Here is a 26,956-nt window from a genome sequence, read left to right as displayed (position 1 = left end):
CGCCCTGCTGGCACCGGCGGCCCCCGATTGCTACATCCGGGGGATGACAGCTCCCCTCGCCGGCCTTGCCGCTTCCGCCGCCTCTCCCCGACTCGCCGTCGCTGCGGATCGATTCTTGGCCTCTCCCGACTCGCCCGCGGTCCGATGGACGATCTGGCCGGGCCTGACGGCCTATGCCGACGCCGTCGCCTTCATGGACGAGCACGTCGCCGCCATCGCCGCCGGCCTCGCACCGGAGACGGTGCTCTTGCTCGAGCACCCGTCGCTCTACACCGCCGGCACGAGTGCCGACGCTGCCGATCTCGTCGATCCCGATCGCTTTCCCGTGCATGCCAGCGGGCGCGGCGGCGAATATACCTATCACGGGCCCGGCCAGCGCGTGGCCTATGTCATGCTCGACCTGAAGCGGCGGCGGCCGGACGTGCGCGCCTTCGTCTCGGCGCTGGAGCACTGGATCATCGCCACGCTCGGCGACTTCCAGGTGCGCGGCGAGCGGCGGGAGGACCGGGTCGGGGTCTGGGTGCGCCGCCCCGACCGGCCGGCCGGGCCCGGCGGATCGATGGCCGAGGACAAGATCGCGGCGATCGGCATCCGCCTGCGCAAATGGGTGACGCTCCACGGCATCAGCCTCAACGTCGATCCCGACCTCGACCATTTCGGCGGGATCGTTCCCTGCGGCGTCAGCGACCACGGCGTCACCAGCCTGGTCGACCTCGGCCTGCCGGTCTCGATGCCGGACGTGGACTTGGTCCTGCGCCAGCATTTCGAGGAGATTTTTGGGCCGACGGAGGATGCGGCGGCAGGAGATCAACGTGACTGACATCGCGCAAGAGGCCGAAATCGCGATGCGGGCACGCTCCGCGGCCGGACGCCCGCGGCGCGAGGACGATCTTCAAAGTCGCGACAGAAGAAAACGGCGGCCGGCCCTCTTTGCCGCGACTTCCCCCGCAGCTGCGCCGTTGCCCGAGGGCGCCCGTCAACTGACCGGGTGAGGATCGGCTCGTGTCGGCCATAGCCGACAATTATTGACAGGTTGTCGGATATAGCCGACACTTTCCTGGTGATAATCAAGCGCCTTCCCGAGTTTCAGCAGTGGCTCGCCCGCCTTCGGGACGGCCGGGCTGTGGCCCGCATCGCTGAGCGCCTTGAACGTCTGCGCCTTGGCAATCCCGGCGATCACAAGTCGGTCGGCAAGGGCGTTATGGAGCTACGCGTGACGTATGGTCCGGGGTATCGGGTCTACTATGTCCAGCTTGGCGACGTGGTGATTGTCCTTCTCTGCGGTGGCGACAAGTCCACTCAGCACGCCGACATCCGCAGGGCTCACGAACTGGCGAAGGAACTGGACGATGGCCAAAATTGACGTGAACTCCCTCCCCGAATTCGACGCGGCCGACTACCTGACGACTCCGGAGCGCCAGGCCGAATTTTTGTCCGCGGCCTTGGAAGATGGCGACGACGCCGGCATCCGGAATGCCCTTGGCGTCATTGCCCGTGCACGGGGAATGACGGGCATCGCCGAGGCAACCGACATGAACCGGCAAGGCCTCTATGTGGCGTTGAGCGAGAACGGGAACCCTGCCTTCTCGACGGTCATGAAGATCGTTCGCGCCATGGGCATGAAGATAACGATCACGGCTTCGACGCCGTAGCGCCTCTGCTCTATCCGAACCTGAGAAGGGCCTTTGTGATTGTTCTAGCGTCCGGACAGGTCGGAACGGAGATTTGTCGGCTATGTCCGGGCACGGTCCGCAACCGTTCTCGGATTCCCACTTGAACAGCTCCACCCTCTGAGCGATTCGAGCATTGCCCCGCCTCGCGAAGAGGAACGTTGCCTGCAGCCCCGCGCGCCCCCCGCCAGACGCTTTGGAGGATTTCCTCGACAGGATCGTCCTCCGCGGTGAAAACCGCCTCGACGCTACCGTCCCGGCGATTGCGCACCCAGGCTGCACGTTCCGTGCTGGCGTAGCCTATTCGAACGTCATGATCACGGCGTCGACGGCGAGGCTGTCGCCCGGAACGGCGTCGATGCCGGCGACGACGAGATCGCGCTCGGCCCGCAGCACGTTCTCCATCTTCATCGCCTCGACCACCGCCAGGGTCTCCCCGGCCTTGACCGCCTGCCCCGCCACGACGGCGATGGAGACGACGAGGCCCGGCATCGGGCAGAGGAGCAGGCGCGAGGTGTCGGCCGGTACTCTCTCCAGCATCAACCGGTCGAGCGCAGCGACCGCCGGCGACATGACGCGCGCCTCGAACCAGAGCCCGTCCAGAAACAGAGCGACGCCGTTCGGCCGGTCGCGCAGCTGCACGAAGACGTCCGTGCCGTCGATGGTGCCCGAAAAGCTCGCTTCGCCCGGATGGTAGCGGCTGGCGACGACGGACGTCGTCCCGCCGACCCTCAGATCCATTTCGCCGCGCTCGACGTCCCAGCGCTCCAGGGTCACCGCCCAATAGGCGCCGTCGACCTTGGCCTCCCAGTCCCGTGCGATCTGACCGCCGTGCGGCCGGAGCCGGTCGACATGGCGGTCGAGCCGCTGGTGGCGGGCGAGCTCGGTGGCGGTGGCGATCAGCGCCGCGCGCTGCTGCAGCGCCTCGCTCGCCACCGGTCGTTCGAAGCCGTTGGGAAACTCCTCGGCGATGAAGGCGGTGGACAGGCGTCCCTCCTGCCAGCGCGGATGGCGCATCAGCGCGGCGAGAAAGGGAATGTTGTGCTCGATGCCGTCGATCTCGAAGCGCGACAGCGCCGCGCCCATGGCCGCGATCGCCTCCGCCCTCGTGGCGGCGTGCGTGCAGAGCTTGGCGATCATCGGATCGTAGAACATCGAGATCTCCGAGCCCTCGGTGACGCCCGTGTCGTTGCGCACCGTCGCTGTTCCCAGTGGTCCCTCGGCCGGCGGACGGTAGCGGGTGAGCCGGCCGATCGACGGCAGGAAGGAGCGGAACGGATCCTCGGCATAGATCCGGCTCTCCACCGCCCAGCCGTCGAGGACGACGTCGCCTTGCGCGATGGCCAGCGGCTCGCCGGCGGCGATGCGCAGCATTTGCTCGACGAGGTCGACGCCGGTGACGAGCTCGGTGACGGGATGCTCGACCTGCAGCCGCGTGTTCATCTCGAGGAAATAGAAATTCCGGTCGGCGTCGACGATGAACTCGACCGTGCCGGCGCTCTGATAGTCCACCGCCCGGGCCAGCGCGACGGCCTCGGCGCCCATCGCGGCACGGGTCGCAGCGTCGAGGAAGGGCGACGGCGCCTCCTCGACGACCTTCTGGTTGCGGCGCTGGATGGAGCATTCCCGCTCGCCGAGGTGGATGGCGTTGCCATGCGCGTCGGCCAGGACCTGGATTTCGATGTGGCGGGGGTCGACGATGAATTTTTCGACGAACAGCCGGTCGTCGCCGAAGGAAGACTGCGCCTCCGACCGAGCCCGCTCGAAGCCGTCCCGGCACTCCGCCTCGTTGTATGCGATGCGCATGCCCTTGCCGCCGCCGCCGGCGGACGCCTTGATCATCACGGGATAGCCGATGCCGGCGGCGATGCGCACCGCCTCGTCGGCATCCTCGATGATGCCGAGATGGCCGGGCACGATGCTGACGCCTGCCGCCTTGGCAAAGAGCTTCGACTGGATCTTGTCGCCCATGGCGCGGATGGCCCGCGGCTTCGGCCCGATGAAGACGATGCCCTCCGCCTCCAGCATCTCGCAGAAGCTGGCGCGCTCGGACAGGAAGCCATAACCCGGATGCACGGCCTCCGCCCCCGTCGCCCGGCAGGCCGCCAGGATCTTCTCCGGCACGAGATAGCTATCGGAAGCGGCGGAGGGGCCGATGGCCACCGCCTCGTCGGCCATCTCGACGTGCACGGCGCCGCGGTCCGCCTCGGAATAGACAGCGACCGTGGCGATGCCCATTCGACGCGCGGTCTTGATGACGCGGCAGGCGATCTCGCCACGATTGGCGATCAGGATTTTTTTGAACATCAGGCATCCCCCCGGCACTTTTGTTTTCTGTCTTGGCGCGCCGGAGATGGTCCCGCAAGCACGACGAAAGGCGGCCTATCGCGGGCTGACACGCCAAACGGCTGCCGGAGGACGCTTCTCGACCTGCGAAACCGGATGAACAGGTTCATCTGAAAGATGACAAAAATCCCCTAGACCTTTGAACCTTAAAGCGGCAAGCCGAGTGCCCTCAGGTCCGATCCAGCGGGCGCACGGGCGGGCGCCGGGCCAGGCTGTTCTCGCGCCAGACGATGTAAACGCCGGAGGCGACGATGATCGCGATGCCACTGGCTTTGCCGAGATCTGGCATGTCGCCGAACAGAGCGAGGCCGAGGATGGTCGCGGACACGATCTCGAAATAGCTGAAGGGCGCCAGCAGCGAGGCGGGGGCGTAGCGATAGGCCTGGACGAAGAGCAGATGGCCGACGGTGGCGAAAAGCCCCATGATCACGAGCAGACCCCAGACGGCCGTCCCGCGCGGCACGACGAGGTCCATCTCCGGCATGCCGATGGCCATGCCCCCGAGGCAGGCGGCGAGCATGACCAGGGAGCCGCCGATGCCGGCGTAGAAATGCATCGCCAGCGGCGGCGTCCGGGCAGCGAGGTGCCGGCTGAGAATGAGATAGACCGCGACGAGCGCGGCCGTCATCAGCGGCAGCGTCGCCACCAGCCCGAGCGCGAGAAAATTCGGGCGGATGACGATCAGCGCGCCGACAAAGCCGACAAGCACCGCCGCGATTCGCCGCCAGCCGACGCTTTCCTTCAAAAAGAGCGCCGAGAGCAGCGTGACGATCATCGGCTCGACGAAGAAGATGGCGGTGGCGTCGGCGAGCGGCATCGATTTCAGGGCCAGGAAGAACAGGAAACTGGCGACCCCCAGCAAGGCACCGCGCAGGAGGTTGAGACGGACATGCCGAATCCTCAGGCTCCGCCACCCCTCCAGCACGACGAGAAACGGCAGCACCATCAGGCACTGCAGAACGAAACGCAGCAGCGCGATCTCGCCGGTGGGCAGGCCGTGGCGGCCGCCGAGCAGCTTGGCGGCCGCATCGAGGCCCGGGACGAGCAGCGCCCCGAGCACCATCAGCCCGATGCCGCGGCGAATGTTGTCGGTGAGAATGATGGCGGAGACGGGGGTCGACATGCCCCGACCATGGCAGATCGGCCGGGCGGCGGCTATGACGACAGGGAACTTCAGGAGGCTATGCCGTGACGACCCTCTACATCGACGCCGACGCCTGCCCCGTGAAAGACGAGGCGCTGGAAATCGCCGGCCGGCACTCCGTCGCCTGCGTCTTTGTCTCCAATGGCGGCATGCGCCCCTCGCGCTATCCCGGCGCGCGGATGGTGACGGTCGCCGACGGCGCGGACGCGGCGGACGACTGGATCGTCGAGGCGGTGCTCGCCGGCGACGTCGTCGTGACCTCGGACATTCCCCTCGCCGCCCGGGCGCTCGAAAAGGGCGCCAAGGTGCTCAATTCGAACGGACGCGACTTCACGCCGGAATCGATCGGCACGGCGCTGTCGATGCGCGCCTTCCAGCAGCATCTGCGCGAAACCGGCGAGAGCAAGGGCTACAACAAGAGCTTTGCGCCCGCCGACCGCTCCCGCTTTCGCCAGAGTCTGGAGCGCAACCTCCGGGCGCTGCGGTAGGCGGTCAGGCGGCTGCCGCGCGAGCGGCGGACCGCGGGGGCAAGGGCCTGTCGCGAGTGTCTGGCCGGCCTGACTGTTCGCTGCGCGATTACAAAGGTTACATGTCTATCTCGCACAAAATCGTCAGAGCTTTCAGGGACTTTCGGCCGAAGAACGACTTGACGTCACTTCGCTCCAAAGCCCATTGATCTGCACGCTGCGCGTCCGACGAAACAGTCGGGACGGTCGTGTCGCAGAGGGAACCGCACCGATGATCGGGTTGAAAACCAGATTCGGCCTGAAATCCGGAAATGCCGCGAAGGCGGGCCAGGGTCCGCTGATCTACCGGCAGAGGCTGCCGACCCGCATCACCCACTGGCTCTGGGTCATCTGCCTGTTTTTCCTGCTGCTGTCGGGCCTGCAGATCTTCATGGCGCGGCCCGACCTCTATATCGGCCGGCAATCGGGCTTTTCCTTCGACAATTCCTTCTTCACCATCGGCGCCGCCTTCGAAGGCGCGACGATGCGCGGCTTCACCGAGATCTTCGGCCATCGCTTCGACACGACGGGATGGCTGGGGGCGATCTGGGTCAATGGCAGCCTGCAGGGCAAGAGCTTTCCGGGCTGGATGACGATCCCGTCATACCGCGATCTCGGTTCCGGCCGCGTCGTGCACTTCTTCTTCGCCTGGCTCCTGGTGGTCACGCTCATCGGCTGGCTCGTCGCCAGCCTGATCAACGGCCACCTGCGCCGCGACATCCTGCCCAAGCCGGCCGACATCCGCCGCATCGGGCCTGATATCGCCGATCACGCCCGGCTGCGCTTTTCGCATGGGCGCGACTACAACGTGCTGCAGAAACTCTCCTATGCCTCGGTGCTGTTCGTCGCCCTGCCCCTCATCATCATCACCGGCCTGTGCATGTCGCCGGGCGTCAATGCGATGGCGCCGTGGCTGGCCGATCTGTTCGGCGGCCGGCAGACGGCCCGCACCATCCATTTCCTGACGATGCTGGCGCTCGTCGCCTTCTTCGTCGTTCATCTCGTCATGGTCCTTGCCGCCGGGCCGCTCAACGAAATCCGCTCCATCATCACCGGCTGGTACCGCACCGATCCGGGCGCGGAACCGGAGCCAGCCGAAGCAACGGCGGACGTGCAACCGGAGTCGAAGTGATGCGCAAGCTGGACATCTCCCGTCGCCGTTTTCTGACCGGCGCCACCGTCTCTGCCGCCGCCCTGCCGCTGTCGGGCTGCTTCGATGCCGCCGGCCAGCGCGACGGCACGGTGCGCAACGTGCTCGAGATCGCCAATTCGTTGACCTACCGGGTCCAGCGTCTCTTGCTGAGCTCGGACAGCCTGGCGCAGGAGTTTCCCGAGAGCGAAATTCGCCAGGCGCAGCGGCCGAACGGCACGACCAATCCGCAGGACGCCAACTACCTCGCCCATGTCGCCAAGGACTTTTCCGACTACCGCTTGGAGGTCACGGGGCTCGTCGAACAGCGCCTCAGCCTGTCGATGGACGAGATCCGCAACATGCCGTCGCGCACGCAGATCACCCGGCACGACTGCGTCGAGGGGTGGAGCTGCATCGCGCAGTGGACCGGCACGCCGCTGTCCGCCCTGCTCGAAGCCGCCAGGGTGAAGAGCCAGGCGCGGTTCGTCGTGTTCTCGTGCATGGACAGCTACGGCAACGGTCGCGGCGGGCTCGTGCCCTACTACGAATCTATCGACCTCGCCGACGCCCGCCACCCGCAGACCATCCTCGCCTACGGCCTGAACGGCCGGTCGCTGCCGATCGCCAACGGGGCGCCGCTTCGCGTCCGGGTTGAGCGCCAGCTCGGCTACAAAATGGCAAAATACATTTCAGGCATCGAACTGACGGACAGGCTCGACGGTCACGGCCTAGGCAATGGCGGCTATTGGGAAGACAACGGCTATGACTGGTTCGCCGGAATCTAGTTGCACAATGTCGTTAGTCACCTGATCAAACACGTCAATCGCCGTTCCTGCCGCTTCGGAATGCAAACGGATAGTCTACGCGGAACAGTGTTTTAGTGGTTTCACAGAACCCATTGTTAATGGTTTTGACGGAGCATCCTCGCTGAACATCGGGCAAGGGGATCGTCACTATGGGTGCCAAGCAGCTTTCCTCATCCCACAACGTCACCGAGCACCCGCAGATCTTCGCCATCCAGCTGATGGAGCACCTCGTCGTCCCGACCTTCGTCCTCGACGCATCGGGCACCTGCATCATCTGGAACCTTGCCTGCGAGCGGCTGACGGGGCTGGCCGCCGCACAGGTCGTCGGCACGAAGGATCACTGGCGCGGACTGTACCGGCGCAAGCGTCCCTGCCTCGCCGATCTCGTATTGCGTGAACGGTCGGACTCGATCGATTCCCTCTACAGCGTCAATCGCGGAAAATCCTTCGGCGATACCGGCCTGTCGGCCGAGAACTGGTGCGAGCCGCCCAATGCCTGCGGCCAGCGGCGCTACCTCGCCTTCGACGCCGGGCCGATCTTCAGCGAAACCGGGGAGCTCCTGGCGGTCGTCGAGACGCTGCGCGACATCACTGTCCAGAAGGAGGCGCAGATGGCGCTGGAGGCGTTGGCCAGCCAGGACGGCCTGACCGGCATTCCGAATCGGCGCTACTTCGACCAGTTCCTGCAGCAGGAATGGCACCGCGCCATGCGCGACGACCGGCCGCTGTCGCTGCTGATGATCGATATCGACCACTTCAAGCAGTACAACGACGTGCTCGGCCACCAGAACGGCGACGAGTGCCTGAAACGGACGGCGTCGCTGCTGTCCGGCGCGATGCTGCGCTCGACCGATTTCGTCGCCCGCTACGGCGGCGAGGAGTTCGCGGCCGTGCTTCCGGGCACCGACCTGGATGGCGCAGCCAGTGTCGGCGAACGCATCCTGGAGATCATGGGGGCGACGGCCCTGCCCCATCCCGGCATCGACCCGAAAGTCCTGACGGTCAGCATCGGCGCCGCAAGCCTCGGCACCGACATGACCTCGCCCGACAGTCTAATCGCGACGGCCGACGCCGCCCTCTACAATGCCAAGCGCCAGGGCCGGAACCGTGTGGTCGTCGCGGAGCGGGCCAGGGCCCCGCAGGTCGAGGCGCTGATGTCGGCATAGGTGACAGGCCGTCCGCAATCCCTACAGCCGCCTTCGCGGCGTGCAGGTCTACAGCGGGATGTTGTCGTGCTTCTTCCAGGGGTTCTCGAGATCCTTGTTGCGCAGCATGGCCAGCGCCCGCGAGACGCGGCGGCGCGTCGAGTGCGGCATGATCACCTCGTCGACATAGCCCCGCTCCGCCGCGACGAAGGGTGACAGGAACCGCTCCTCGTAGGCCTTGGCATGCGCGGCGATCTTGTCGGGGTCCTTGGCGTCGCGGCGATGGATGATCTCGGCGGCTCCGCGCGCCCCCATGACCGCGATCTGCGCCGAAGGCCAGGCATAGTTGACGTCGCCACGCAGGTGCTTGGAGGCCATCACGTCATAGGCGCCGCCAAAGGCCTTGCGGGTGATCACCGTCACCTTCGGCACCGTCGCCTCGGCATAGGCGAACAGGAGCTTCGCCCCGTGCTTGATCAGGCCGCCATATTCCTGCGCGGTTCCCGGCAGGAAGCCGGGGACGTCGACGAAGGTGACGACGGGGATCGAGAAGCAGTCGCAGAAGCGCACGAACCGCGCCGCCTTGCGTGACGCGTCCGAATCGAGAACGCCGGCGAGCACCATCGGCTGATTGGCGACGATGCCGACCGTCCGGCCCTCGATGCGGCCGAAGCCGGTGACGATGTTGCGGGCAAACGCCGCCTGGATTTCGAAGAAATCACCCTCATCCACCGTCTTGCGGACGAGTTCCTTCATGTCATAGGGCTTGTTGGCGCTGTCCGGCACCAGCGTGTCGAGCGACATGTCCATGTCGGTGACCGACTGGGAAAAAGCCAGTTCCGGCACGGGCGAGGTGTTCGAGGCCGGCAGCAGGTCGATCAGCCGGCGCATGGACAGGAGCGCCTCGACGTCGTTGTCGTAGGCGCCGTCGGCGATCGAGGATCTCGTCGTGTGGACGGAGGCACCGCCGAGTTCCTCTGCCGTCACCGTCTCGTTGGTGACGGTCTTCACCACGTCGGGGCCGGTGACGAACATGTAGGACGTGTCGCGGACCATGAAGATGAAGTCGGTCATCGCCGGCGAATAGACGTCGCCGCCGGCGCAGGGCCCCATGATCACCGAAATCTGCGGAATGACGCCGGAGGCGAGCACGTTGCGCTGAAAGATCTCGGCATAGCCGCCGAGCGCGGCGACGCCCTCCTGGATGCGGGCCCCGCCGGCATCGTAGAAGCCGATGATCGGCGCGCGGTTGCGCAGCGCCATGTCCTGGACCTTCTGCACCTTTTCGGCATGCGCCTCCGACAGCGAGCCGCCGAACACGGTGAAATCCTTGGCGAAGACGAAGACGGTGCGGCCGTTCACGGTGCCCCAGCCGGTGACGACGCCGTCGCCATAGACCTTCTGATCCTCCATGCCGAAATCGGTGGAGCGGTGCTGGACGAACATGTCGAATTCCTCGAACGACCCTTCGTCGAGAAACACGGCGAGGCGTTCGCGCGCGGTGAGCTTGCCCTTGGCGTGCTGGGCGGCGACACGGGCGGCACCGCCGCCGGCGCGGGCGAGCCCCCGTCGCCGTTCGAGTTCGACGATGACGTCCTTCATGCCCTGCGCCTCCCGCAATCCTGCCCTTGCCGCCGGGTCTAGCACGTGCCGTCAAGGCCCGGAAATCCGACGGAAGGCGGAGACGTTAGTCCGCCGCGTCGGGGTCCTGCCCGCGCCCGGCCCCGCCGTCCTCCGGCGCCAGCGCCCGCAGCAACACGTCGGCGGCGCGCATGTCGCCATAGCGCGCCGCGCGGCGGGCCTCCGCTTCGACATCGCTGCCCCAGAGCTCGATGTTCCAGTCCTCATCGACATGCGCCGCAGCCCACGCCGCCGCCGCATCGATCCAGCCCTCGGCAACCGCCAGCGGCAGGAGGGCCGAGCCGGTCAGCGTGGTCATTTGGTGGAGCGCGGCGATCGCGAAGGGATTCTCGACCGTCTCGATGCGCCGGCGAAACGCGGTGATCGCCTCCGGCGACTGGGCGACGTGCATGACGCCCTCCGCGAGGACGAAGCGGGCGCCGATGCGCCGCTCGGCCTCCGCGAGGACCGGGTCCCAGGCGGCACGCTGGCGCTCGACCAGGCGGTCGGGATAGCCGGCGCGGTAGAACAGCATGTCGGTCTCAATATAGCCGGCGAGATCGGCACGGACGGCCTGGGGATCATCCGCGATGCCGTCGATCACGGTGTTGGCGAGCCGGGTCAGCGGCATGGTCGCGGGATCGATCCGCTCCTTCTGCGCCTCCCATTCGCCGGCGAGAAGCGTGGCCAGCGCTCGCGTCGGCACCACGAGCTTGCGCCGCAGCGGCGTGCGCAGGCCGCGCCCGTCCAGCTCGACGGTAAAGCCGCCGCCTTCCGCGGCGACGACCGAGACGGCGGTGTAGAAGCGCTTGGGAAGTTCCGGGCGATTCAGCGAGGACATGGCGGATCTCGTCGGGTGTGAGCGTGATCCCGAAGCGGGAAGGCCGGCTTTCGCAAGGCGTCACGCGTAAAACAGGGGGCGGAGGCGGCGGACATTACCGGCCGCCGTCCGACGTGTCAGGGACGCGCGGCCGTCAGGCGAGGACCGGGGCGCGGGCGGAAAGAGTCTCGCCGGCCAGCCAGCCGTCGATCAGCGTGCCCATCTCGGCGACATCGGCAGCGACCTCGTAGGCCCCGGCCTGCGACAGCGCCAAGGGCGCACTCGCTCCCCAGGCGACGCCGAGTGCCGAAGCGCCCGCGGCCACCGCCATCTGCATGTCGAAGACGGCGTCGCCCACGACCAGCGTCTCGGCCGGATCGACGCCGAGCGCCTCGCAGCATTCCAGCACCATGGCCGGATGCGGCTTGGACGGGCAGTCGTCGGCGGTGCGGATGGCCAGGAACACGCCTTCCAGACCATGCGTGGCGACAACCGCGTCGACGCCGCGCCGCGTCTTGCCGGTGACGAGGCCGAGTCGCAGCGTCTCGCGACCGCTGAGGTCCGCGAGCAATGCGGGGATGCCGGCAAACAGCGTCTCGCGAAACGCGGCATCCTCGCGCGCGGCGCGGAAATTCAGGCGGTAGGCGGCGACCAGCAACGGCAGCAATTTCGGCGGGCATTCCGGATAGAGCCGCAGGATCGCCGAATCCAGGGACAGGCCGATGATCGCCTGCGTCGCTGCATCGCCCGGCACCGGCAGATCGTGCGCGGCAAAGGTGCGGCGCATGGCCTCGCAGATCAGCCCAAAACTGTCGGCCAACGTGCCGTCGCAATCGAAGAGAACGAGCTTCATGGTCAGTCCCCGGTCTCGGCTTCGTCGAAGCCGAAGAGATTCCACGTCTGCACCATGTGCGGCGGCAGCGGCGCCATCTGCTCGATCACGCCGCCATCGGGATGCGGAATGCGGATGCGCCGGGCATGCAGATGCAGCCGCTTCTGCACGCCGCCGGGGAAGTCCCAGTTGGTATCGGCGTCGAAATACTTCGGGTCGCCGATGATCGGGTGGCCGATATGCAACGCGTGGACGCGGAGCTGGTGGGTGCGGCCGGTATAGGGCTCGAACTCGATCCAGGCGAAATTCTGCGCCGCCTGGTCGACGACGCGGTAATGCGTCAGCGCGTGGTCGGCGCCATGTTCGCCATGCTTGCCGACGCGCATGCGGTCGCCGTCCTGCGTCTCTTCCTTGACGAGATAGGTCGAGATCCGCCCCTCCTTCGGGTTCGGCACGCCCTTCACGATCGCCCAGTAGGTCTTCGTCGTGTCGCGCTCACGGAACATCTTGGTCAGGAACGAGGCCGCGCCGCGGGTGCGGGCGACGACGAGGACGCCGGAGGTGTCGCGGTCGAGCCGGTGCACGAGCCGGGGCTTTTCGCCCCTCTTGTTGCGCCAGGCTTCCAGCATGTCGTCGACATGCCGGGCAACGCCCGAGCCGCCCTGCACGGCGAGACCCGCCGGCTTGTTGAAGACGAGCACCTTCTCGTCCTCGTAGATCAGCATCTGCGAGAGGACGTCGCCGTCCTGCCGGCCCTTCATGAGATTGGTGGTCAGCGGCGCGCCCTTGGCACGGGCCGCATCCGTGCCGATCGGCGGCACGCGCACCATCTGGCCCGGCGCGATCCGCGTATCGGACTTCACCCGGCCGCCATCGACCCGGATCTGCCCGGAACGCAGCAGCTTCTGCAGATGCGTGAAGCCGAGGCCGGGATAGTGGATCTTGAACCAGCGGTCGAGCCGCAGGCCAGCTTCGTCGTCTTCGACGCGCTTTTGTTCGATGATCGCCATATCTGGGCGAACTCCTTATTGGTCCGCTGGCCCGGGGCCAGCCGGCATGGCCGGGAGACTGTCGGCGACGCCGAACATCAAGTCTTCTTCATCGGGGAAGCTGAAGCCCGGAAGAGGGCGACCGCCGGCGCGGCGCCGAAGCCCCGCATACCGCGTCGGGCGCTTCTTCGACTTCGCGGAGCGACGGTCGGTCCTCTTCCCTTCGACAGGGCACAGACTTCAATCTGTCGGCGACGGCGTAAACGCCCAACAGAAACGAAGAGAGCAGGGCCGGTACCAGGCCTGCTCGTACCACATTCGCGGCGGGCTTGTAACGCCGCACATCGATCTCGTTCGCCAGACGGTGAACCAGCCCGTCACGCGCCCTGCCCCAAACACTCAGGCCAGGGCACGAACCAGCGAGAGTCCCGCCACCAAAGCGGCGATGCCGGCCAGCACCGAGCCGACCACATAGGCCAGCGCGAGCACCGACGACCCGCGCTCGAAGAGCCCGACGGCATCGAGCGAAAAACTGGAAAAGGTCGTGAAGCCGCCGAGAAAGCCGGTGGCGAGCAGGAGGCGCAGTTCCATCGACATGTCGAAGCGGCGCGCCAGGAGCTCGATCAGAACGCCCATGGCAAAGGAGCCGGCGATGTTCACGGCCATCGTCCCCCAGGGAAAACCGAGACCGAGAAGCCGCGTGCAGCCGACGACGACGAGATGACGCAGGGCCGAACCGGCGGCACCGCCGGCGGCGACGAGAAGTATTTGCTTAAGCATTCGCTGACTGCCTGATCCGGGCGAGCCCGTTCCTAGCCGGAAACCGCGCCGACGGTAAAGGCGCCGGCCTCTGTGGAGACAGCCAAGCGCGCTGATCGAGGAGCTTCCCGGACAAGCCTTCGGGCCTTGCAACCCGTCATGGTGCATGTTTCTCTCTTGCCATCGGTTGTCATCGGGGACGCTGTACTCATGGCCTCTCGCCTGGCCCTGTACAATTTCGGCATGTTTCGTCGCCCCTCGGACGATCCGGCCAATCGCGGCTTCCACGACCGGAACGACCCGAACCTGCGCGCCGTCGAGGCGAGCGGCGGCTTCATCGCCCGGTCCGGCTATCCCGACGAACCGGGCCCGCCGAGCTGGGGCACGCAGGTCTTTCCGCGCTTTTACGTCGACAATGGCGACGGCTGGGCGCCCTCGACGCTGTCGCTCTGGCAGGACCTCGCCTCCCCCATGGCCTTCGCCTATGACGGCATCCACGCCGAAACCCTGGGCCGAGCGCGCGAATGGTTCGTGCAAGGCGACTGGCCACGCTACGTTTTGTGGTGGGTCACCGCCGATCATGTCCCGGACTGGGCCGAGGGCGTCGAGCGGTTCGAAGCCCTGCACAAGACCGGGCCGACCGCCCATGCGTTCGACTTCAAGCATGCGTTCGACGCGGCAGGAAATCCGGTCGTCGTCGATCGAGCTGCCGTCCTGCGCAAGCGCCAAGACAACAAGACCGCCCAAGCGGGGATGTTTGCGGGCAGCTGATCGCCGGGACGATGTCGGACCTCTGCCGCGGCGACGGGACCCTGCAAGTTCCCCGTCATGCGCGCTTACCCACCAGCGGCCGAACCCGCTCGTGGGGGCCGGATGCGAGCGCCTACCCCTCGCCCCGCTCCGCCCTCAGCCGCGCCCAGTGATCCATCCGCTTCTTCAGCGTCGCCTCGAAGCCCCGTTCCACCGGCTGATAGAAATTCTGGCGGCCGAGGGCTTCGGGAAAATAGTCCTGGCCGGAAAAGGCGTCGGGCTCGTCATGGTCGTAGCGGTAGCCCGTGCCATAGCCCTCGCCCTTCATCAGCTTCGTCGGGGCGTTGAGGATGTGCTTCGGCGGCACCAGCGAGCCGTGCTCCTTGGCGGCCCGCATCGCGGCCTTGTAGGCGGTGTAGACGGCGTTCGATTTGGGCGCGGTGGCGAGATAGACCGTGGCCTCGGCCAGCGCCAGCTCGCCCTCGGGCGAGCCGAGATAGTCGAAGGCGTCCTTGGCGGCATTGGCGATGACGAGCGCCTGGGGATCGGCGAGGCCGATATCCTCCGACGCCATGCGCACCAGCCGGCGACCGAGATAGAGCGGGTCCTCGCCGGCATCGAACATGCGGCAGAGATAGTAGAGCGCGGCATCGGGATCGGAACCGCGCACAGCCTTGTGCAGGGCGGAGATCAGATTGTAGTGGCCGTCCTGCCCCTTGTCGTAGACCGGGGCCCGGCGCTGGACGATCGTCTGAAGCTGGGTCGCATCGAAGGTCTCGCCGGCACGCGCCGCGCGCCAGACCTCCTCGGCCAGCGTCAGGATCGCCCGGCCGTCGCCATCGGCCATGCGCACGAGAACCGCGCGCGCCTCGGCGTCGAGCGGCAGCGGCCGCTGCTCCACGTCCTCGGCCCTCAGGAGAAGCTGCGACAGGCTGTCGGCGTCGTGCGGATGAAAGGTCAGGACGCGGGCCCGCGACAGCAGAGCGGCGTTCAGCTCGAAGGAGGGATTTTCCGTCGTCGCCCCGACGAGGACGACGGTGCCGTCCTCCATGACGGGGAGGAAGCTGTCCTGCTGGGCCCGGTTGAAGCGGTGGATCTCGTCGACGAAGAGGAGGGTCGGCCGCCCGTTGCTGCGCCGCAGCCGCGCTGATTCGAACATCTTTTTCAAGTCGGCGACGCCGGAGAAGATCGCGGAGATCTGCTCGAAGGCGAAATCGACCTGGCCGGCCAAGAGGCGCGCGACCGTCGTCTTGCCGGTGCCTGGCGGCCCCCAGAAGATCATCGAGCCGAGCGTGCCGGCGCCCAGCATGCGCGTCAGCACGCCGGCTTGGCCGGTCAGGTGCTCCTGTCCGACGACTTCGGCCAGCGAGGTCGGCCGCAGCCGGTCGGCCAGCGGCCGTTTCGGCTCGGCAGCCGCCGCGCCCCCACCACGGCGAGGCTCGGGCGGGGCCGGTGCGCCGGATGATCCGCCGAAAAGGTCGCTCACCGCCCTGCCCGCCGCATCAGCGCACCGTCTGCGTCAGCCGCTTGCCGTCGCGCTCGATCTCGTAGCGCCAGCCGCGGCGCGTGGCCTCGGCCATCCGCTCGAACGCCTGAGACGACACGGCCGCCTCGCCATTGAGGCCGACGATGATGTCCTTCGGCTTGAGGCCGAAACGGGCGGCGAAGGAACGCGGATCGACCTCCATGACGACGACGCCGGTCTTCGTCGGCGGCAGGTCGAGCTCGTCGGCGAGCCGCGGCGAGAGATTGGCGATGGTCGCTCCCGCGAACGGCGTCTCGCCCTCCAGCCGGCGGAGATCCCGGGGCGGCTCCTCGGGCGCTGCCGTCAGAGCCAGAGACAGATTCTCCCGGTTTCCGCCGGAGAGCACCTCGAGTCCGACGGTGCGGCCGATGCCCGACGTCGCCAGGCGATAGCCGAGCACGTCCGGATCGCCAACGGTGAAGCCATCGATGGCCAGGACGACGTCGCCCGGCTTCAGCCCGGCCTCCGCCGCCGGCCCTTTCGGCGCGACATCCTGAACCAGCGCGCCGCGCGGCAGATCGAGCCCGACCGCGGCGGCGACATCCGGCGACACCGGGGTGAAGCCAGCGCCGATATAAGGCCGCTCGAACCGCCCACCCTTGCGCGCCGCCTCGATGAAGACGCGGACCATATTGGAGGGAATGGCGAAACCGATGCCGTTCGATCCGCCCGAGCGCGAGAAGATCGCGGTGTTCACGCCGATAAGCTCGCCGCGCATGTCGATCAGCGCCCCGCCGGAATTGCCGGGATTGATCGCCGCATCGGTCTGGATGAAGTAGCCGGCGTCGCTGACGCCGATATGCGTGCGGGCGAGCGCGGAGACGATGCCGTTGGTCACCGTCTGGCCGATGCCGAACGGGTTGCCGATCGCCAGAACGAGGTCGCCGATCTCCAGGGCGTCCGAATCGGCCAGGCCGATGGCGGGAAACGGCGCGTCGCCCTCGATCTTGAGCACCGCGAGGTCCGCCCTGTCGTCTTTGAGCAGGACCTTCGACGTGAACTCCCGGCCGTCGCTGAGTGCCACCTTCACCTCGTCCGCGCCGTCGATCACGTGGTTGTTGGTGACGATGAGGCCGCTCGACTCGACGATGACGCCCGAGCCGAGCGAGGCCTGCATGCGCGGTCGCTGCTGCTGCTGGAGACGGCGACCGAAAAACTGCTCGAAGAAGGGGTCGCCGGCAAAAGGCGAGCGCTGCGGCACGGCCCGCGCCGCATAGACGTTGACCACGGCCGAGGCGCTCTTCTTCACCAGGGGCGCGAAGGAGAGCTTGATTTCGGCAGAGCTGGAAGGGACCTCCTTCGCCGGCGCCCCGACAGGGGCCGCAGGAGCCACTGGAACCGGCGGCGCGGGCGGATTTTCGGCGGCGGCCCGTTGCTCGTCCTTCTTGCCGAACAGGCCGTCCAGCCAACCCTCGGCGGCGGCGACCTGCGGACAAGCGGCAACGAGGGAGAGGGCAACGAGAAGAGCTTTTTGGTTTTTCACGCAGATGGTCCCATGCCAAGGCCGGATGGTCGGGCCCGCTCCATGACCTACCGTTTCAGGCAGGCGATGTCGCCCGGTGATTGCAACGAAAAAGGGGCCGCACCGCGACCCCCTTTCCTAAAATCTGTGGTTCAGGGCGTGCCTGGCGTCAGCGCCCGACGATCGCCTGCGGCGCGGAACCGTTGGCAGCGATCTCTGCCGGCAGGTCTGCCGTGGCATAGCTCGCTGTCAGGACGCCGAATGCGGCAACAGCGCCGAGAAGGGTAAGGAGAGTGCGGCGCATGGAGGGGATACTCGTTCCGATTTCGATCGTGTTATCATTCATTTGAATCATTTAATCCGCGTAAACCTGCCACACATGCGGCAATCGTCCCTTTGCCGCCTTAGAAATGACGTGCCCCCGCCAAAAGTTGCGAGGCATTTCAATTATCCGGCCGGTATCCGACGGCCGAGCTAATGGCATGGACCCGGCACTGCCGCCTATCGCAAAGGCGCAACACTCCCCCGCGATCAGCCAAGATCGATAAAACAACGCCTTAGCGCTGGATATTGAATCAAGTTTTCAACAGAGCCCGTGGCCGATGAGACTTGCCGCCGTCGCGTGGATGGCGGTTTCCGGCGGCAGAAATACAACACCCAGGCACTTTCGGGCCGGCTCCATATCGAGTTGCTTGGCGGGTCCGAGTTCCGGCAGCATCTGACCGGCGGACGACGATGCCAGGGCCGCCACCCGAAGAATCAGGTCCGGCAGGGTCGCCCGCGGCATCTTCCGGCGGTAGCGCGGGAAGTCGTGGCCAATCGCTTCCCCGATCTGCCGCAGGGAGCGCGAGCCACCCGACAGGATGAAGCGCCGACCGGCGGCATCGGGCACCGTCATCGCGCGGCGGTGCGCCAGCGCCACGTCCCGCACGTCCACGATCCCGAAGGCCATGTCGGGCACGACCGGCATCCAGCCGCGCATCATCGTCTGGACGATCCGCGCGGAGGTGCCGACACTTCCGCCGATCAGCGGTCCCAGCACCAGCGCCGGGTTGATCGCGACGAGCTGCAGTCCCGTTCCCGCGACTGCCTCCCAGGCGGCCTGCTCGGCCAATGTCTTCGACACGGCATAGGCCGAGATCGCCGGCGCATCTACGTCGGAAAAGTCGCGCTCGGAAAAGACGCGGCCCTCGGCCGGGCCGTGGCCGTAGTAGACGGCGGCGACCGACGACGTCATCACCAGGCGCTCGACACCTGCCCGGGCGGCCGCCTCGACGACCCGGAGCGCGCCGCCGCGGGCAGCCGGCACCAACGCAAACCGGTCCTTCGGAAGAGAGGCGGGAAAGGGCGAGGCGGCGTGGATGACGAATCGACAGCCGGCCACCGCCGCATCCCACCCCTCGTCCCGGGTGAGGTCGGTTGGGACGAAGTCGAGATGCTCGGTGGAAACGCCCTGCCCCTCCACGGCCGCCACGACATCGGCCGCCGCGTCCTGAGAGCGAACGGTCCCGCGAACCGCGTAACCCTCGCGCAGAAGGTCGAGGACGATATGCCGGGCGATGAAGCCCGACGCGCCGGTGACCAGCACCCGATCCATGTCACCTGCCATCCCGATTCCCTCCGTGCCGGTTTGGATGCGGCGCCAGGCGCCCGTGAGACGCGCAACGCCGGCAAACACGATCTGGTCGTGCGGCCACGCACCTCAAACGAAAAAGGGCCCCGAAGGGCCCCTCACGAACTCAGGATGCCGCGCGCTTACGCGGCGTCGGCAGCGGCTTCGGCCTCGACGCGGTCGCGGTCGATCTGGCCGCGGGCCTCGGGGTTGCGCTCGACGAACTCGATGACGGCCATCGGGGCGTTGTCGCCGCGGCGGAAGCCGGCCTTGAGCACGCGGCAATAGCCGCCCTGGCGCTCGGCATAGCGGGGCGCGAGCGTGTCGAAGAGCTTGCGGATGCAGGTCTCGTCGCGGACCTTCGAGATCGCCTGGCGACGGGCATGCAGGTCGCCGCGCTTGCCGAGGGTGATCATCTTTTCCATGATCGGGCGAAGTTCCTTCGCCTTCGGCAGGGTGGTGACAATCTGCTCGTGCAGGATCAGCGAGGCCACCATATTGGCGAACATCGCCTTGCGGTGTTCGGCGGTGCGATTGAGTTTACGACCGGCTTTACCGTGACGCATGGGATTTTCCTCTAAGAAATGGCCGGCCTGCTCAGCCGGGGGACGGCATCCTCGCATCCACGCCCGAAAGCGATGTGCATGTGCCTTTGAATGATTAAGCAGTCTGTCGAACCCGCCTCCCAGGCGGGATAGAAACCTGCCGCCCGGAGGCGGCAGGGAAAATGCTTAGTACTGGTCTTCGTAGCGCTTGGCCAGATCGTCGATGTTTTCCGGCGGCCAGGCACTGACTTCCATGCCGAGATGCAGGCCCATGGCAGCCAGGACCTCCTTGATCTCGTTCAGCGACTTGCGGCCGAAGTTCGGGGTCCGGAGCATCTCCGCCTCGGTCTTCTGGATCAGGTCGCCGATGTAGACGATGTTGTCGTTCTTCAGGCAGTTCGCCGAACGCACCGACAGCTCGAGCTCGTCGACCTTCTTGAGGAGGGCCGGGTTGAAGGCGAGTTCCGCGATGTGTTCCTCGGCGCTGCGGGTCTCGCGCTGCGGCTCTTCGAAGTTGACGAAGATCGACAGCTGGTCCTGCAGGATGCGCGCGGCATAGGCGACCGAATCCTCACCCGAGATCGACCCGTCGGTCTCGATCTGCATGGTGAGCTTGTCCTTGTTCAGGTCCTGCCCCTCGCGGGTGTTCTCGACCTTGTAGGACACCTTCTTCACCGGCGAGAACAGGCTGTCGACCGGGATCAGTCCGATCGGCGCATCTTCGGCACGGTTCTGGTCGGCCGGGACGTAGCCCTTGCCGGTGTCGACCGTGAACTCGATGCGGATCTCGGCGCCCTCGTCGAGGGTGCAGAGCTCGTGGTCGGGGTTCAGGATCTCGATGTCGCCGACCGTCTGAATGTCGCCGGCGCGCACGATGCCGGGACCGGACTTGCGCAGCACCATCCGCTTCGGGCCTTCGCCCTGCATGCCAATGGCGATTTCCTTGACGTTGAGGACGATGTCCGTGACATCCTCGCGAACGCCCGGGATCGAGGAGAACTCGTGCAGCACGCCGTCGATCTGGATCGCGGTAACGGCCGCGCCCTGGAGGGACGACAGCAGCACGCGGCGCAGGGCATTGCCGAGCGTCAGGCCGAAGCCGCGCTCCAGCGGCTCGGCCGTCAGCGAAGCCTTCGTGCGGCTACCGCCGCTCTTGAAAACCACGCTGTTGGGCTTGGTGAGATTTTGCCAGTTGTTGGAAATCATGGCGTTCGCCTTTCAGTAACCTCGCCACCATCCAATCGTGGCGATAGGTCTGAGCGAGGAAGGGATCACCTTCCCCAAGGGGCCGATCATACGAACGCCGCCCCTTGGACAGGGGCGGCATCGCAGTCAAACTTATCCGGACTAGACGCGCCGACGCTTGCGCGGGCGCACGCCGTTGTGCGGGATCGGCGTCACGTCACGGATCGAGGTGATCGTGAAGCCGGAGGCCTGCAGGGCGCGAAGCGCCGATTCGCGGCCCGAGCCAGGTCCGGAGACCTCGACTTCGAGGGTCCGCATGCCGTGTTCCTGCGCCTTCTTGGCAGCATCCTCGGCAGCGATCTGGGCGGCGAACGGGGTCGACTTGCGCGAGCCCTTGAAGCCCTGAGCACCGGCCGACGACCAGGCGATCGTGTTGCCCTGCGCGTCGGTGATGGTGACCAGCGTGTTGTTGAAGGTCGACTGGACGTGGGCGACGCCCGACGAGATGTTCTTGCGTTCGCGACGGCGAATGCGCTGCTCTTTAGCCATGGTCTATTCTTTCTTGAGATATCGACACCGCCGTAATGCCAGCGGCTCCACCACCGACGCGCCCGTGTGCCGGGCGCCTCGATAATTACTTCTTCTTGCCGGCGATCGCCTTGGCAGGACCCTTGCGGGTGCGGGCATTGGTGTGGGTGCGCTGACCGCGGACCGGAAGACCACGACGATGGCGCAGGCCACGGTAGCAGCCGAGATCCATCAGACGCTTGATGTTCATCGAGGTCTCGCGGCGCAGATCGCCTTCGACCTGATAGTCCCGATCGATCATTTCGCGGATCTGCAGGACTTCCGAATCGGTCAGGTCGTTGACGCGACGCTCGGGGCCGAGATTGACCTTCTCGACGATTTCCTTGGCGACGGTCGGGCCGATGCCGTGGATGTACTGAAGCGCGATGATCACGCGCTTGTTGGTCGGGATGTTAACGCCTGCGATACGGGCCAAGTCCGTACTCCTTGAAATTGGGGCTCGAAGCCCTTGGAACGCAAGGAACGGAGCCGGTAAGCGAAAAGTGCCCGGCTCGTGCTCCTCAAAGGGAACCCGGGCCGACCGCAAGAATGATCGCGATATGGCGCCGGATATAGTCTCGAACGCCGGCCTGAGTCAACCAAGGCCGGCAATGCTTGTCTGGGCAGCGCGTCCAGCACCAGGCCGGAACCCGGTGCCGCGTCTCACCCGGCGACGGTCGCCGGCGCTCCCTCGAGAATCGCCTGGAGATCCGCGGTGACTTCGTCGATCGACTTCATCCCGTCGATGAAGCTGAGGATGCCCTTGCAGTGATAGTAGCCCACCAGAGGAGAGGTCTCCTTGTAGTAGGCGCGCAGGCGCGTCCGCATCACGTCGGCATTGTCGTCGGGCCGGCGCTTGAAATTGGAATGGCCGCAATCGTCGCAGACGCCCTCGGTGCGCGGCTTGCGGTCCGTGTCATGATAGACCGCACCGCAGTTTGCACAGGTGTAGCGACCGGAGACGCGGTGAACGAGAACGTCGTCGTCGACGCGCATCTCGATCACGTGGTCGAGCTTCAGCCCCTTGGAGCGGAGCATGGCCTCGGTCGAATCGGCCTGCTGGAGCGTCCGGGGATAGCCGTCGAGAATGAACCCGTTGGCGCAGTCCGGCTGATCCACGCGCTCGGCGATGATCGCGTTGACGATGTCGTCCGACACGAGCGAGCCCGCATCCATCACCGACTTGGCCTTCAGGCCGATTTCGGTCTTCGCGGCGACCGCAGCGCGCAGCATGTCCCCCGTCGACAGCTGCACGATGCCGTATTTCACGATCAGGCGGTGGGCTTGCGTGCCCTTGCCCGCGCCCGGTGGCCCTAGAAGTATCAGCCTCATCTCGCTCCCCGCTTCCCCCCACGGAGCTTCGCCTTCTTGACGAGCCCTTCGTATTGATGTGCCAGCAGGTGACCCTGCACCTGAGCGACGGTATCCATCGTCACGCTGACCACGATCAACAGCGAGGTACCACCGAGATAGAACGGAACGCCGGCAGCCGATATGAGGAATTCGGGCAGTAGACAGATCACGATGAGATAGATAGCGCCGATCACGGTGATGCGGGTCAGCACGTAGTCGATGTAGTCGGCGGTGCGGTCGCCCGGGCGGATGCCCGGAATGAAGCCGCCATGCTTCTTCAGATTGTCGGCAGTGTCCTTCGGATTGAAGACCACGGCCGTGTAGAAGAAGGCGAAGAAGCCGATCATCGCGGCATAGAGCAGCATGTACAGAGGCTGCCCATGGCCGAGCGAGGCGACGACGGCGCCCACCCAGTTCGGCAGGTCCGACGTATTGGCGAAGTTGGCGACCGTGACCGGCAGCAGCAGCAGCGACGAGGCGAAGATCGGCGGGATGACGCCGGCGGTGTTCAGCTTCAGCGGCAGGTGCGAGGTGTCGCCCTGGAACATCCGGTTGCCGACCTGGCGCTTGGGATACTGGATGAGAAGCCGGCGCTGGGCCCGCTCGAAGAAGACAATGCCGCCGATGCAGGCGATCGCCACAATGATCACGAGCAGGATGACCGCGGCCGAGAGCGCGCCGGTGCGGCCGAGCTCGAGCAGGTTGGCGATGGCGCTGGGCAGGTTGGCGACGATGCCGGCGAAGATGATCAGCGAGATGCCGTTGCCGATGCCGCGCGCGGTGATCTGCTCGCCGAGCCACATCAGGAACATCGTGCCGCCGGTCAGCGTCAGGACGGTCGAGATGCGGAAGAAGGTGCCGGGATCGCTGACGATGTTCGTCGACGATTCCAAGCCGACGGCGATGCCATAAGCCTGGACCAGTGCCAGAAGCACGGTGCCGTAGCGGGTGTACTGATTGATGACCTTGCGGCCCTGCTCGCCCTCCTTCTTCAACGTCTCCAGAGCGGGGATGACCGAGGTCATTAGCTGGATGATGATGGAAGCGGAGATGTACGGCATGATGCCGAGGGCGAAGATCGCCATGCGACCGACGGCGCCGCCGGCAAACATGTTGAACAGGCCGAGAATGCCGCTCGACTGCTGCTGGAAAGCCTGAGCCAGCGCGTCCGGATTGATACCGGGCATCGGGATGTAGGTTCCCAGGCGGTAGACCAAGAGGGCCCCGAGGGTGAACCAGATTCGTTTCTTGAGGTCTCCGGCCTTCGCGAAGGCAGAGAAGTTCAGATTCGCGGCAAGTTGTTCCGCAGCCGATGCCATCGTCGAGATATCTCCGGATTGCCTCAGGGGGGGTCGGACACACAGCCCCCTCCCCCCGAGGGAATACGAGAGATAGGCGGCTGTGCCGACGCAATCAAGCGAAGGCTACCGCCCTCGCCCGGCCGGTGATCAGGCTTCCGCGGCGACCGCGGGAAGCGTGACGGAACCGCCGGCCTTTTCGATCTTTTCGATCGCCGACTTCGAAGCACCCGCGACCGTGATCGCGAGCTTGGCCGTCACTTCACCGTCGCCGAGAAGACGAACGCCGTCCCGGGTCTTGCGGACGATACCGGCCAACTTCAGTGCCGCGACGTCGATCGGCTGGCTCGCATCGAGCTTGCCCGCGTCAATCGCGATCTGGATGCGCGCCAGGGACACGACGGTGTAGTCCTTGGCGAAAATGTTCACGAAGCCGCGCTTAGGCAGACGGCGGTACAGCGGCATCTGGCCGCCCTCGAAACCATTGATCGCCACGCCGGAACGCGACTTCTGACCCTTGACGCCGCGTCCACCGGTCTTGCCGGTTCCCGAGCCGATACCGCGACCCACCCGCTTGCGCGCGTGGGTGGCGCCGGCCACATCGGAAATCTCATTGAGTTTCATAGCTTAAGCTCCCGGGATCAGGCCTCGTCCACAACGCGGACGAGATGGCTGACCTTGGCAATCATGCCGCGAACCGAGGACGTGTCCTCGAGGGTCCGGGTACGATGCATCTTGTTGAGGCCGAGACCGATCAGCGTCTGGCGCTGCTCGATCGGACGGCGGGTCGGGCTACCGATCTGTTCGACTGTGACAGTCTTGCCCTGGGTTTTCGTATCGGCCATCGCTGGGCTCCTTCGTCAGGCGGGCGGGCGCGTCAAGCGCCCTGCCCCACCAATCAATCCTAGACCAATCAGTCTTCGACGGCGACGAGGTCGCGACGGCGAGCCTGAAGCGCGGAATACTTGATTCCGCGACGCGAAGCGACGTCCTTCGGGTGCATCGATCCCTTGAGCGCGTCGAAAGTCGCGCGCACCATGTTGTAGGGATTGGACGAGCCCAGCGACTTGGCGACGACGTCGTGCACGCCGACGGCCTCGAACACAGCGCGCATCGGTCCGCCGGCGATGATGCCGGTACCGGCTTCAGCCGAACGGATGTAGACCTTGCCGGCGCCATGGCGGCCAGCGACGTCATGATGCAGCGTGCGCGCGTCGCGCAGCGGCACGAAGATCAGGTCGCGCTTGGCGGCTTCCGTCGCCTTGCGGATGGCCTCAGGCACTTCCCGCGCCTTGCCGTGACCGAAGCCGACGCGGCCCTTCAGATCGCCGACGACGACGAGAGCAGCGAAGCCGAAACGGCGACCACCCTTCACGACCTTGGCGACACGGTTGATGTGGACGAGCTTGTCGACGAAGCCGTCGTCACGCTCGGTACGGTTATTGCGATCGTCTCTTGGCGCCATGATCCTATCCTTATTCTTTTCCGGAGGCGTCCAGCATTGTCGGCCCGCTCTTCTCGAGCGGTGCCGGGCTTAGAAGTTCAGGCCGCCTTCACGGGCCGATTCGGCAAGCGCCTTGATGCGGCCGTGATAGATGAAGGCACCCCGATCGAAGACGACGTCGGTGACGCCGGCTTCCTTGGCACGCTCGGCGACGAGCTTGCCAACGGCAGCGGCGGCGCCCGTATCGGCGCCGGTCTTCAATTCCTTGCGCAGGCCGGCGTCGAGCGTCGACGCGGCCGCAAGCGTGCGGCCTTCGACGTCGTCGATGACCTGGGCATAGATGTTCTTGGAAGAGCGATGGACCGAGAGACGCGGGCGTCCGTTGGCCACCTTCTTCAGCGAACGACGGACGCGCGAAGCGCGACGCCGCAGATTTTCTTTCTGGGTAGCCATTGGTTCAGCCCTACTTCTTCTTGCCTTCCTTGCGGACGATCACTTCGCCCGCGTACTTCACGCCCTTGCCCTTGTAAGGCTCGGGCCCGCGATAGTCGCGGATCTCGGCGGCAACCTGACCGACACGCTGCTTGTCGATGCCGGAGATGAGAATCTCGGTCGGCTTCGGCACGGTGATCTGGATGCCCTCAGGCACCGGATAGAGCACCTCGTGGCTAAAACCAAGAGCCAGCTGCAGGTTCTTGCCCTGCAGCGAGGCGCGGTAGCCGACGCCGTTGATCTCGAGCTTCTTTTCGAAGCCCTTCTCGACACCCGCGAGGATGTTGGCGATCATGGTGCGCGACATGCCCCACTTGGAACGGGCCACCTTGGTCTGGTCGCGCGGATCGACGGCGATGGCGCCGTCTTCCATCTTGACCAGGACCTCGTCGTTGACGACGAACATCAGTTCGCCCTTCGTGCCCTTGGCCGTCACCGTCTGGCCGTCGACCGTCGCGGTCACGCCCTTGGGGATGGAAATGGGCTTCTTACCAATACGAGACATGTTGAAACCTGTTCGTTTCTACGCGTTGAAAGCTGTGCTGCGTCAGACGACGCGGCACAGGATCTCGCCGCCGACATTCTGTTCACGGGCACTGTGGTCGGCCATCACGCCCTTGGGCGTCGACAGGACCGAGATGCCAAGCCCGTTGGCGATGTGCGGGATCGTCTTGGCCGAGACGTAGACGCGACGGCCAGGCTTCGACACACGCGCGATCTCGCGGATGACGGGACCGCCTTCGTAGTACTTCAGCTCGATCTCGAATTCCGACTTGCCGTTTTCGAACGCCGTCTCCGTGTAGCCACGGATATAGCCTTCGTCCTTCAGCACGTCCAGAACGCGGCCGCGCAGCTTGGAGGCCGGCGTCATCACCGAGGTCTTGTTCCGCATGACGGCGTTGCGGATGCGGGTCAGCATATCGCCGAGGGGATCTGACAAAGACATGGGGTCTA

32 protein-coding genes are annotated in these 26,956 nt (G+C 66.0%); 9 read left to right on the top strand and 23 right to left on the bottom strand.

Features of this window, described 5'->3' with window-relative positions; all coding sequences use genetic code 11:
- Positions 1–43 precede the first annotated feature (43 nt).
- From lipB to IEX88_RS23475, 4 genes are all read left to right on the top strand, one after another.
- Positions 44–820, top strand: a complete 777-nt coding sequence (lipB, locus tag IEX88_RS23490) for a lipoyl(octanoyl) transferase LipB (RefSeq protein ID WP_188854920.1) — start codon at positions 44–46, stop codon at positions 818–820.
- Positions 813–992 (top strand): hypothetical protein, encoded by a 180-nt coding sequence (locus IEX88_RS23485; RefSeq protein ID WP_188854919.1) that lies wholly within the window; start codon positions 813–815, stop codon positions 990–992. The genes lipB and IEX88_RS23485 overlap by 8 nt, the downstream gene beginning before the upstream one ends.
- A gap of 65 nt (positions 993–1,057) precedes the next feature.
- Positions 1,058–1,363, top strand: a complete 306-nt coding sequence (locus tag IEX88_RS23480; protein ID WP_188854974.1) for a type II toxin-antitoxin system RelE/ParE family toxin — start codon at positions 1,058–1,060, stop codon at positions 1,361–1,363.
- Complete coding sequence (locus IEX88_RS23475; RefSeq protein ID WP_188854918.1) at positions 1,350–1,652, top strand: addiction module antidote protein; 303 nt, start codon at positions 1,350–1,352, stop codon at positions 1,650–1,652. The genes IEX88_RS23480 and IEX88_RS23475 overlap by 14 nt, the downstream gene beginning before the upstream one ends.
- Positions 1,653–1,970: 318 nt before the next feature.
- On the opposite strand, the gene IEX88_RS23470 is transcribed toward IEX88_RS23475, so the two are convergent.
- Both IEX88_RS23470 and IEX88_RS23465 read right to left on the bottom strand, forming a co-directional pair.
- Complete coding sequence (locus IEX88_RS23470; protein ID WP_188854917.1) at positions 1,971–3,977, bottom strand: acetyl-CoA carboxylase biotin carboxylase subunit; 2,007 nt, start codon at positions 3,975–3,977, stop codon at positions 1,971–1,973.
- Positions 3,978–4,185: 208 nt separating this feature from the next.
- Positions 4,186–5,139 (bottom strand): DMT family transporter, encoded by a 954-nt coding sequence (locus tag IEX88_RS23465; RefSeq protein ID WP_188854916.1) that lies wholly within the window; start codon positions 5,137–5,139, stop codon positions 4,186–4,188.
- Between the two features lie 65 nt (positions 5,140–5,204).
- On the opposite strand from IEX88_RS23465, the gene IEX88_RS23460 reads away from it, so the two are divergent.
- The 4 genes from IEX88_RS23460 to IEX88_RS23445 all read left to right on the top strand — a co-directional run bounded on the left by IEX88_RS23460 (position 5,205) and on the right by IEX88_RS23445 (position 8,770).
- Entirely contained in the window at positions 5,205–5,648 is a 444-nt protein-coding gene (locus IEX88_RS23460; protein ID WP_188854915.1) for a YaiI/YqxD family protein, read from the top strand.
- Between the two features lie 250 nt (positions 5,649–5,898).
- Complete coding sequence (locus tag IEX88_RS23455) at positions 5,899–6,798, top strand: cytochrome b/b6 domain-containing protein (RefSeq protein ID WP_188854914.1); 900 nt, start codon at positions 5,899–5,901, stop codon at positions 6,796–6,798.
- The gene (locus IEX88_RS23450) at positions 6,798–7,583 is read left to right on the top strand and encodes a molybdopterin-binding protein (RefSeq protein WP_188854913.1); all 786 of its coding nucleotides are present in this window, start codon (positions 6,798–6,800) and stop codon (positions 7,581–7,583) included. Before IEX88_RS23455 ends, IEX88_RS23450 begins: the two co-directional genes overlap by 1 nt.
- A gap of 170 nt (positions 7,584–7,753) precedes the next feature.
- Positions 7,754–8,770, top strand: coding sequence for a sensor domain-containing diguanylate cyclase (locus IEX88_RS23445; RefSeq protein WP_188854912.1), 1,017 nt, complete (start codon positions 7,754–7,756; stop codon positions 8,768–8,770).
- 48 nt (positions 8,771–8,818) lie between these two features.
- Here the strand turns inward: IEX88_RS23445 and IEX88_RS23440 are convergent, their stop codons facing one another.
- The 5 genes from IEX88_RS23440 to crcB form a co-directional block, all read right to left on the bottom strand.
- The gene (locus IEX88_RS23440; protein ID WP_188854911.1) at positions 8,819–10,351 is read right to left on the bottom strand and encodes an acyl-CoA carboxylase subunit beta; all 1,533 of its coding nucleotides are present in this window, start codon (positions 10,349–10,351) and stop codon (positions 8,819–8,821) included.
- Positions 10,352–10,436: 85 nt separating this feature from the next.
- A complete protein-coding gene (locus tag IEX88_RS23435) occupies positions 10,437–11,210 on the bottom strand; it encodes an ATP12 family chaperone protein (protein WP_188854910.1) in 774 nt (257 codons plus the stop codon).
- 133 nt (positions 11,211–11,343) lie between these two features.
- Complete coding sequence (locus tag IEX88_RS23430) at positions 11,344–12,042, bottom strand: HAD-IA family hydrolase (protein WP_188854909.1); 699 nt, start codon at positions 12,040–12,042, stop codon at positions 11,344–11,346.
- A 2-nt stretch (positions 12,043–12,044) separates the two neighbouring features.
- Positions 12,045–13,031: an RluA family pseudouridine synthase gene (locus IEX88_RS23425; RefSeq protein WP_188854908.1), complete on the bottom strand. Its 987-nt coding sequence runs from the start codon at positions 13,029–13,031 to the stop codon at positions 12,045–12,047.
- Positions 13,032–13,409: 378 nt separating this feature from the next.
- The gene (gene crcB, locus IEX88_RS23420; protein ID WP_188854907.1) at positions 13,410–13,790 is read right to left on the bottom strand and encodes a fluoride efflux transporter CrcB; all 381 of its coding nucleotides are present in this window, start codon (positions 13,788–13,790) and stop codon (positions 13,410–13,412) included.
- A 189-nt stretch (positions 13,791–13,979) separates the two neighbouring features.
- Here crcB and IEX88_RS23415 point away from each other — a divergent pair, with 189 nt between their 5' ends.
- On the top strand, positions 13,980–14,540 hold the full coding sequence (locus IEX88_RS23415) for a DUF3291 domain-containing protein (RefSeq protein WP_244640456.1): 561 nt from the start codon (positions 13,980–13,982) through the stop codon (positions 14,538–14,540).
- 112 nt (positions 14,541–14,652) lie between these two features.
- Here the strand turns inward: IEX88_RS23415 and IEX88_RS23410 are convergent, their stop codons facing one another.
- The 16 genes from IEX88_RS23410 to rpsH form a co-directional block, all read right to left on the bottom strand.
- A complete protein-coding gene (locus IEX88_RS23410; RefSeq protein ID WP_188854905.1) occupies positions 14,653–16,005 on the bottom strand; it encodes a replication-associated recombination protein A in 1,353 nt (450 codons plus the stop codon).
- A gap of 16 nt (positions 16,006–16,021) precedes the next feature.
- Positions 16,022–17,377, bottom strand: a complete 1,356-nt coding sequence (locus tag IEX88_RS23405; RefSeq protein ID WP_244640462.1) for a DegQ family serine endoprotease — start codon at positions 17,375–17,377, stop codon at positions 16,022–16,024.
- Between the two features lie 298 nt (positions 17,378–17,675).
- Positions 17,676–17,810 (bottom strand): hypothetical protein, encoded by a 135-nt coding sequence (locus IEX88_RS27105; RefSeq protein WP_274604637.1) that lies wholly within the window; start codon positions 17,808–17,810, stop codon positions 17,676–17,678.
- Between the two features lie 279 nt (positions 17,811–18,089).
- On the bottom strand, positions 18,090–19,115 hold the full coding sequence (locus IEX88_RS23400; RefSeq protein ID WP_188854904.1) for an NAD-dependent epimerase/dehydratase family protein: 1,026 nt from the start codon (positions 19,113–19,115) through the stop codon (positions 18,090–18,092).
- A gap of 146 nt (positions 19,116–19,261) precedes the next feature.
- Positions 19,262–19,684, bottom strand: a complete 423-nt coding sequence (rplQ, locus tag IEX88_RS23395; protein ID WP_188854903.1) for a 50S ribosomal protein L17 — start codon at positions 19,682–19,684, stop codon at positions 19,262–19,264.
- A gap of 165 nt (positions 19,685–19,849) precedes the next feature.
- The gene (locus IEX88_RS23390; protein ID WP_188854902.1) at positions 19,850–20,869 is read right to left on the bottom strand and encodes a DNA-directed RNA polymerase subunit alpha; all 1,020 of its coding nucleotides are present in this window, start codon (positions 20,867–20,869) and stop codon (positions 19,850–19,852) included.
- 141 nt (positions 20,870–21,010) lie between these two features.
- Positions 21,011–21,397, bottom strand: a complete 387-nt coding sequence (gene rpsK, locus IEX88_RS23385; RefSeq protein WP_188854901.1) for a 30S ribosomal protein S11 — start codon at positions 21,395–21,397, stop codon at positions 21,011–21,013.
- Positions 21,398–21,482: 85 nt separating this feature from the next.
- Positions 21,483–21,851 carry a 30S ribosomal protein S13 gene (gene rpsM, locus IEX88_RS23380; protein WP_188854900.1) on the bottom strand — a complete coding sequence of 123 codons (369 nt, stop codon included), beginning with the start codon at positions 21,849–21,851 and terminating at the stop codon, positions 21,483–21,485.
- A gap of 227 nt (positions 21,852–22,078) precedes the next feature.
- Positions 22,079–22,747: an adenylate kinase gene (locus IEX88_RS23375; protein ID WP_188854899.1), complete on the bottom strand. Its 669-nt coding sequence runs from the start codon at positions 22,745–22,747 to the stop codon at positions 22,079–22,081.
- Entirely contained in the window at positions 22,744–24,087 is a 1,344-nt protein-coding gene (gene secY, locus IEX88_RS23370) for a preprotein translocase subunit SecY (protein ID WP_188854898.1), read from the bottom strand. The genes IEX88_RS23375 and secY overlap by 4 nt, the downstream gene beginning before the upstream one ends.
- A gap of 129 nt (positions 24,088–24,216) precedes the next feature.
- Entirely contained in the window at positions 24,217–24,690 is a 474-nt protein-coding gene (rplO, locus tag IEX88_RS23365; protein ID WP_188854897.1) for a 50S ribosomal protein L15, read from the bottom strand.
- Positions 24,691–24,707: 17 nt separating this feature from the next.
- Entirely contained in the window at positions 24,708–24,911 is a 204-nt protein-coding gene (rpmD, locus tag IEX88_RS23360) for a 50S ribosomal protein L30 (protein ID WP_188854896.1), read from the bottom strand.
- 68 nt (positions 24,912–24,979) lie between these two features.
- A complete protein-coding gene (rpsE, locus tag IEX88_RS23355; RefSeq protein ID WP_188854895.1) occupies positions 24,980–25,531 on the bottom strand; it encodes a 30S ribosomal protein S5 in 552 nt (183 codons plus the stop codon).
- A 69-nt stretch (positions 25,532–25,600) separates the two neighbouring features.
- Complete coding sequence (gene rplR, locus IEX88_RS23350; RefSeq protein ID WP_188854894.1) at positions 25,601–25,963, bottom strand: 50S ribosomal protein L18; 363 nt, start codon at positions 25,961–25,963, stop codon at positions 25,601–25,603.
- A 10-nt stretch (positions 25,964–25,973) separates the two neighbouring features.
- Positions 25,974–26,507 carry a 50S ribosomal protein L6 gene (rplF, locus tag IEX88_RS23345; RefSeq protein ID WP_188854893.1) on the bottom strand — a complete coding sequence of 178 codons (534 nt, stop codon included), beginning with the start codon at positions 26,505–26,507 and terminating at the stop codon, positions 25,974–25,976.
- Positions 26,508–26,549: 42 nt separating this feature from the next.
- Positions 26,550–26,948: a 30S ribosomal protein S8 gene (rpsH, locus tag IEX88_RS23340; protein ID WP_188854892.1), complete on the bottom strand. Its 399-nt coding sequence runs from the start codon at positions 26,946–26,948 to the stop codon at positions 26,550–26,552.
- Between the last annotated feature and the right edge of the window lie 8 nt (positions 26,949–26,956).

This window comes from Aureimonas glaciei (assembly GCF_014643375.1).
In the GTDB taxonomy this organism is placed as follows: domain Bacteria; phylum Pseudomonadota; class Alphaproteobacteria; order Rhizobiales; family Rhizobiaceae; genus Plantimonas; species Plantimonas glaciei.
Note: the sequence above shows the minus strand (reverse complement) of the source record. Positions and strands in the feature narration are given on the sequence as shown.